The organism is Dyella sp., from assembly GCF_035508675.1.
In the GTDB taxonomy this organism is placed as follows: Bacteria; Pseudomonadota; Gammaproteobacteria; order Xanthomonadales; family Rhodanobacteraceae; genus Dyella_B.
In genome coordinates, this window is record NZ_DATJMN010000309.1 from 1 (window position 1) to 6,112 (window position 6,112).

The 6,112-nt window shown below is 59.5% G+C and carries 6 protein-coding genes; 2 read left to right on the forward strand and 4 right to left on the reverse strand.

Annotated elements, in window-relative coordinates; genetic code table 11:
* Positions 1–189 (reverse strand): hypothetical protein (locus VMA74_RS16455; protein WP_325368901.1); only part of this gene is annotated, 189 nt, incomplete at its 3' end.
* A gap of 104 nt (positions 190–293) precedes the next feature.
* On the opposite strand from VMA74_RS16455, the gene VMA74_RS16460 reads away from it, so the two are divergent.
* The gene (locus VMA74_RS16460) at positions 294–770 is read left to right on the forward strand and encodes a hypothetical protein (protein ID WP_325368904.1); all 477 of its coding nucleotides are present in this window, start codon (positions 294–296) and stop codon (positions 768–770) included.
* A gap of 497 nt (positions 771–1,267) precedes the next feature.
* Here the strand turns inward: VMA74_RS16460 and VMA74_RS16465 are convergent, their stop codons facing one another.
* Positions 1,268–1,543: a hypothetical protein gene (locus VMA74_RS16465; RefSeq protein ID WP_325368906.1), complete on the reverse strand. Its 276-nt coding sequence runs from the start codon at positions 1,541–1,543 to the stop codon at positions 1,268–1,270.
* A gap of 284 nt (positions 1,544–1,827) precedes the next feature.
* Between VMA74_RS16465 and VMA74_RS16470 the strand changes: the two genes are divergently transcribed.
* Positions 1,828–2,040 (forward strand): DUF3820 family protein, encoded by a 213-nt coding sequence (locus VMA74_RS16470; RefSeq protein WP_325368908.1) that lies wholly within the window; start codon positions 1,828–1,830, stop codon positions 2,038–2,040.
* A gap of 326 nt (positions 2,041–2,366) precedes the next feature.
* Here the strand turns inward: VMA74_RS16470 and VMA74_RS16475 are convergent, their stop codons facing one another.
* On the reverse strand, positions 2,367–3,797 hold the full coding sequence (locus VMA74_RS16475) for an alpha-L-fucosidase (RefSeq protein WP_325368909.1): 1,431 nt from the start codon (positions 3,795–3,797) through the stop codon (positions 2,367–2,369).
* 338 nt (positions 3,798–4,135) lie between these two features.
* Complete coding sequence (locus VMA74_RS16480; protein ID WP_325368911.1) at positions 4,136–5,440, reverse strand: tetratricopeptide repeat protein; 1,305 nt, start codon at positions 5,438–5,440, stop codon at positions 4,136–4,138.
* Positions 5,441–6,112: the final 672 nt, after the last annotated feature.

The window sequence follows — 6,112 nt, forward strand, 5'->3', positions numbered from 1 at the left end:
GTTGGAAATTGGCCTGTAGAGATGTGCAATACGCCCCATCATGACTGCTGAGCCGATCACACTTTTTTGTAGGTGACGGCAACGCATGCGCTGCGGATGTTCAAAGCTTCGACGACGCGGTGGGATTGCAAAGCGCCGAGCCACCGCTAAAGAGCCGTTCTTTTCAGCCGTTAAATAAGGCAACGGCATCGGCGGTCGAAGCAGTGAGTTAGCAGTCTCTTTGCCTGGCTGCCAAGCGGTGGCGTATTCAGCGCGGTAGGCTGGAAGCGTCGGACGACCAGGGGGAAGACGACATGTTTGAAGCATTCCGAAATGGCACGCCAGTGGAGCTCTGGCAAGCACTGGTGCAGCAGGCATACGAACGGACCGGGCGGCGACTCGATGAATCGAGCGAGAGCTATCTGGTGTTCGTGTTGCTGCGCTACCAGGCCGACCACCTGCTGCTTTCGCATGCGCAAGGCATGGATTGGCTGCAGGCGCTGGAACTGGCCGGCCGCGCGCGCGCGGACGCCCTGCGCGACGTCGGCGATCGCTGCCTGCTGGTGGCGGGCTTGTTTCCCGGCCTGGCCGAACGGCGGCGGGTCAGCGTGGATTACTTCATCAGCATCGGACGCAGCGCCTATCAGGGCGTGGCCGACGCAACCCGGCAAGCCTATGCGGCGCTCTACGAGCAGCTCGCGCGTGTCTACCGCGAGCTAGTGCATACCCTGAACGCAATACGGACGCTGCCAAACATCGCTGAAGCAGCTAACTTAAGGGCACTTCTATAAATTGCCCGCTACTCGTCCAACAGCGTGACAAGTCGGTACAACCTGATACGCGCCACGATGCACTCCCGCCCCTGCGGCGGTAGAGCCTGCCCCGGACTTGATCCGGGGGGACGGTTGGGGTGGGGCTGCTTGGGCTTTAGCACACCGCGGAATGTCCCGAGCAAGGGTATGCAGGCGATGGTCGGCTCCCGCCGCTCGCTGCGCTCGCACCCCACCCTAGCCCTCCCCTACTTCGCAGGGGAGGGGACGTATCCTGGCGAGCGAGAGGTACACGCTTCGATTCTAGCTTAAGTTCGGAGCATTGACCCTAGCCCTCTCCTACTGCCGCAGGGGAGGGAATAGTTTCCCGCGATGATCCACATACCCGCTTCGCTATGCGAGCAATTTATAGAAGTACCCTAAAGCGCCTGACCGGTACGACGAGCAAAAAACACAGCAACGGAGACTCGACGCTAATCAGGTACTGGCGCAGGGGAGGGAGCGCATCGCGGCACGCATCAGGCGTCGCGTCGGTGCCACGGCCGGCGCATGCTTTTGAGCTTTGAAAGTTCATCACCCAGCCAGGCGCGCATCGCGGGATCGCGTACTTCGAACAAGTCGAACATCCCCAGCGCGCGCAGCACGGGCAATTGCGCCACCAGGGTAGGCTCCACCCGCTTGCGGACCGACTCGGGCGTGGCGGGGTCCAGTAATTGATGCGCGCACGCCACGAAAGTTTCCAGTGGCGATGAGTGCAATTCGTTATTCAACACGGGCAAATCGATCGGGGACATCAAACCATCCTCTCTGCATCAGCACACCAGTGACCTGGCCGATGAACAGACACTCGAAGTTGAACGAAAAATCCTCGATTCGCACACGTGCATGTTCACGACCAGTCGAACGTTCATGTTCGGCGCAGCGTTGACATATTCACTCGCCAGGATCAGGTCGCGACACACCGTCATGTCGCTTCCCTTTTCATTTCGCAACCCTGCAAGCCAGCCCGCCTTCAACGCAGCAGGAACCTCCGCTACCCTCGCCTGCATGACTCATGGATTGCGCTGAACCAGACAACATGAAACCAGAAGACTTGCAGCGGCTGGTCACCGTCACCATGCCGTTCGGCAAATACCAAGGCCGCCTGATCGCCGACCTGCCCAGTGCCTATCTGGGCTGGTTTGGCCGCAAAGGCTTCCCGCGCGGCGAACTTGGCAACCTGCTGGCCTTGATGCTCGAACTCGATCACAACGGGCTGCGGCCGCTACTGGATCCGCTGCGAAGGGGTTGACTGCGACCGACCAATAGCGCGGCTCACCTGGCCAGTGTCACGTTCGGCTGGCCGGCGCGGTCGATGCCACGGTTGATATCGTTGGTATCGAGCACCGATCTGATAGCGCCATCTGCGCACGACACGGAATGCCGCGTAGGCCGGGATGAAATCCCAGCATCCATCAGCAATCGAAAATCATCCGGCCCATGTGCTCAAAACGCCCAGTTCACTAAATCGAGCGCTACCTTGCCCCAAGAGGAACCTGAAAAATGCGGCGTGGGCCGCGGTGAGCGGAACACGAACCCCAACGTCCGCAAGTTCAAACCCTATCGGGTGTGAACCGATCAATCGGTCTTGAGCACAACCACCGTGTCGTTTGGATCGAGCGGCTTGCCGGGCAATTGCAGGTCGAGTGCCGTTCCCGTTTGCGTATAGCTGAGCGGGCGGTGTTTCGGATCGGCCAGGAAATAAGCCTGCTTCACCGGCACGGTCACATTCGCCAAATGGAATGCCTTGCCCGGCCAGGTCAACAGGTGGATATAGATTTTCCCTGGCCTCGTCGTGGCGCGCCAATCCCAGGCCGGCATCCATTTGGGTTTGTTATCGCCCACGGTTTTCTCCGTGGTCGAGAACTTGCCGTGATCACCCGGGAATGGCGTAGGGCCAGTGCCGTAAATCGATTCGCCATTGACGTCGAGCCACTTGCCGATCGCCTGCAAGCGCTCCGCTTCCGGCGCAGGAATCACCCCTTGCGCGTCAGGCCCCACATTCAACAGCAGATTGCCGCCCTTGCTCGCCACATCGACCAGCGTACGCAGCAGTTCCTGCGTCGATTTGAAATTCGTGTCGGTGGATTTGTAGCCCCAGGTATCGTTGATCGTCATGCAGGTTTCCCAGTCGCGGCCTGGGTAACCCTGCGCAGGAACGTTCTGCTCGGGCGTTTCGGTATCGCCCTGGTAGCCGCCGCCGAGGCGATTGTTCCAGATCAGGTTCGGGTGCTGGTTGAGCAGCTTGACGATCTCGGAGGCAAGCTGCGGCGTCATCTCCGCAGTGGGCGTATCGAACCAGATGATGGCCGGCGAGGGCTGGTAGTTGCTCAGCAACTCTTTCAACTGCGGAATGGCCTTGGTATGCAGATACTCGGCAAAGTTGCCTTGCTGCGCCTTGTCCCAATGACCGTCGTGCAGCTTGTCGTACGTCATCGCCGCGCCGCCGGGCGCAGTCCAGTCCTGGTCCTGCGAATAGTAGAAGCCAAGCTTGATGCCCTGCTTCTGCGCTTCTTTGGCCAGTTCCTTCAAGGGGTCGCGCTTGAACGGCGTCGCGTCCACGATATTGAATGGATTCGCCTTTGAATCGAACATCGCAAAACCGTCGTGATGCTTGGCAGTAATCACGATGTATTTCATGCCTGCGGCTTTGGCCAGCGCCACCCAGGCATGCGCGTCGAACTTGGTGGGATCGAACTGCGAAGCCAGCTTTTTGTAATCGGCAACGGGAATCTTCGCGTTGTACATGATCCATTCGCCGATGCCATTGACCGGCTTGCCCTGCCAAATACCGGCCGGCACCGCATACAACCCCCAATGAATGAACATGCCGAAGCGCGCCTGCCGCCACCACGCCATGCGTGCATTGCGCTGCGCGGGCGTTTCAGTGTCCTGCACCGCGGGGACCGGATGCGACGAGAGCGCCTGCGGCACCTGCTTTGCGCCCACAGAAGCGGACGACACCGCCAGCGCCGAGGCCAGCGATACGGCATAAACCAGCGATTTCATTGCATATATCCCTTCGATGCCTGCCTTGCGGCAGTAGATGGCGATACAGCGCGGAGCACCCGCGCCACGCAGTTTCATATATGAACCTATGTTTCAAATAGAAAGTGTTCAAGCTGCAATGCAGCAATAGCCGCAGATGCCTCTTACCAAACACGCGCGCGCCCTCGTAGGTTGGCGGTGAGCCCACGCGAACCCCAACGCTGCTATGCAGACGGCGACGCGGAGTTCGGCTACACCTCACCATCCGATCTCGCACCGCCTTTCATTTTCGGAATAAGGCGCGTGCGATTTTCTTACGTTCGGCGCATTGGGATGGCCGCAGGCGCCCAAGCACTGGATCACACACCGACCTTTTCCGGATGCTTGATCAGGTAACCACGCATCTCCGCCGTCTGCGTTTTCCATTGCGGATCGTCGCCGAAGCGGTCGATGAAGTAGTGAATGGTGTCGTAGACACCCGGAAGGTTGTGGTCCATCTGATTGCATGAGCGCACGATGTAACCGCCAGCTTTTTCCGGGTGCTCGCTGATCATGGCATCTGCCAGCGACTCGGCCTTCTGAGGTTGGTGGCCGGCGTGATTGTAGAGATCACCCAGCACTCCCATCGCATCGTAGTTATGGGGATCGCGCGCAAGCACGGCGAGCAGGGTTGTTTCGGCGTCCTTCGCGTCGCCGGCCTGGGCGTAGATGTTGCCCAGTTGCGTGGCGATGGCATCGTCATCAGGAAAGCGACGCGCCACGGCAGCGAAGCTCGCCATCGCGCCAGCCCGGTCGCCAAGCGCAATCATTTCCTGCGAACGCCACCGCAAAGCGTCGACGTCGTCCTTTGGCCCAAAACGTAGCGCCTCGCTATAGAGCTCCACGGCCAGGCGTCGATCCGAGTCGTAGACTTTGCCTGCGAGATCAACCATGTCCGAGGCAGTCAAATTCTTGTCGGCGGCCTGCAAAACAAGCCGCTCGGTTTGAGCTTGGGTGTCGCCGCAATCACAGGTCGCCCGATACACGGCCCGCCTCTGCGCCACCATGCGCAGCAGCGGATTTTTTGACGACAGCAAAGTGTCTTCCCTGCTCTGCTCATCGACGCCGCCGAAATTCTCGCCCCATCTCGGCTGCGCGTGATGCATCATCTGCAAGCGGATGGAAAAATTGGACGGATCGGCATCCAGCCCCATTTCAACGGACCTGTACATGTAGCGGTCGTCGCCATTCAGGCCGCTGGCGTGGATCATGGAAGGATAGATCGCCGTGATGGAAGCATCCAGCGATACCGCATGGTTGAGATCCTTGAACGCCAACGCGAGCTGCTGGTTCATATCGTCCACCTGCCCGTCAGTGAGATCACGGCTCCAGCCGCCGCCTCGCGCCTGCTGCGCGGCATCAACGTATTGCACGCCGCTTGCCCCGAACGCGAATGCACTGTCAGGCGACTGCTGCTTCCACATGTCGATGACCCGGCGCGCATGGTCGCTGGCATCATCAAAACCGGCATTCAAGAAGGCGATATCCAATAGACCCGGTTGCTGCGGATCATGGCGCTGCGTGTCCAGATAACCCTGGAAAACACGATCCACCTCGCCGGCCTTGCCCTGCTTCAGCAGTGCCTCGATCTCGGCCAGCCGGATAGTCTGGTGGTTGCGCAGCATGCAGTAAGCGCGAGTCGTGTCTGCGTTCCAATGGCTGCCAGGAAGATCCGGATAACTAAGGCAGCGTTGCAAGGGATCTGCCATCGCATCGGCCTTCGCTACGGCGGCCATGAAAGACGAATACGCGTCCCCTGCTTCCTTTTCGAGCTTGGCGTTATGCCAGTTCGGAAAGGTATACGCTGCAAAAACTACCGCCAGCACGGTCAAAAGCATACCGAGCACAAGCAACTGCGATTTGGATGAACGATTGCCGCCGACGGCGTCGGCATCGCGCGGATTTGAATGTTCCATATGCCCCTGTTCCCTGACTTGCGTATCCGCTCCACGGCGGATCGCGGCGCGGCCGGTATTTTATATCAGTCGTAGATGCCGCTTGTGTAAAAAATCGGCACGTCTTCGGCAGCGTGCACTTCAGTAAGTCACTGGGCCCCAGCTTTCGCCGCAGTGCTCCGAACTTAAGGACGTAGCGTGATCCCTCGTAGGTAGGCGGTGAGCGCAGCGAACCCCAACATCGCGATCCACGTGCATGGCGACGTTGGGGTTCGCGCACGCTTTCCACCCACCGTAAGCTCCCCCGTCAAGTGGACATTTTAGAAGTAGAGCTTCTGGCGTAGTGGTCACGATATTCGGCAGGTGTCAGGCCGCCGAGTGCGTTGTGGGGACGTTGCTCGT

Bases quoted from the DNA above. Each gene is read 5' to 3' on its own strand.
- VMA74_RS16460 (WP_325368904.1), top strand. From the start codon at position 294: ATGTTTGAAGCATTCCGAAATGGCACGCCAGTGGAGCTCTGGCAAGCA.
- VMA74_RS16465 (WP_325368906.1), bottom strand. From the start codon at position 1,543: ATGTCCCCGATCGATTTGCCCGTGTTGAATAACGAATTGCACTCATCG.
- VMA74_RS16470 (WP_325368908.1), top strand. From the start codon at position 1,828: ATGAAACCAGAAGACTTGCAGCGGCTGGTCACCGTCACCATGCCGTTC.
- VMA74_RS16475 (WP_325368909.1), bottom strand. From the start codon at position 3,797: ATGAAATCGCTGGTTTATGCCGTATCGCTGGCCTCGGCGCTGGCGGTG.
- VMA74_RS16480 (WP_325368911.1), bottom strand. From the start codon at position 5,440: ATGCTGCGCAACCACCAGACTATCCGGCTGGCCGAGATCGAGGCACTG.